The organism is Savagea faecisuis (assembly GCF_042675605.1).
Lineage (GTDB): Bacteria > Bacillota > Bacilli > Bacillales_A > Planococcaceae > Savagea > Savagea faecisuis.
The window spans coordinates 1-641 of the sequence record NZ_JBHTJF010000052.1 but is presented as its reverse complement, the minus strand read 5'-3'; the positions used below and the strand labels follow the sequence as shown (position 1 = coordinate 641).

1 protein-coding gene is annotated in these 641 nt (G+C 42.1%); it reads right to left on the bottom strand.

The window, feature by feature from the left end:
• Positions 1-12: 12 nt before the first annotated feature.
• Positions 13-641 (bottom strand): IS30 family transposase (locus ACFQ0V_RS13235; protein WP_381014454.1); only part of this gene is annotated, 629 nt, incomplete at its 5' end.

Below are 641 nucleotides of genomic sequence, written 5' to 3'. Positions count from 1 at the left end.
TGATTGTGTGGCCTAGGCCACACAATCAACAAATTGCGCAAAATTTTCCTCCGGGGTCTCGTAGTTTAATATTTTCCGGGGGAATGTGTTCATCCAGTTGGCAACTTCTGCAATGTGCTGGTCTGAGTATGCATGAATCGGTTGCCCTTTCTTTATAAAACGTCTGAGTAGCCCATTATGACGTTCATTCGTCCCTCTCTCCCAAGATGCGTATGGATGCGCAAAATAAACATCTATTCCCATTTCTTTTCCTTGTGCGCTAAGTTCACTAAATTCGGATCCGTTATCAGCTGTGATGCTTTTAAATGTCTTTTGAACGTTTGGGTATTCCTGAAATATACCTTCTAAAGCATCCCTTACTTCTGGTGCGTTCTTACCCGGTATGCGTTGGACAATGGCCATACGAGTCTTTCTTTCCACAAGAGTTAGAAGTGCCTGGTCTTTAGATTTGTGGCCAAGAACAGTATCAATTTCCCAATGCCCGAACTCTTCACGTGTGTCAATTGATTCTGGTCTTTCTTCAATGCTCGTTCCAAGGACTTTCTTATTACCTTTTGACTTTGAAGACTTTGTTTTGCGGCGTAGCTTCAAAACTAGGTCCATATTCTTCACTTTTAGATCGCCGTTATCAATCCAGTTAT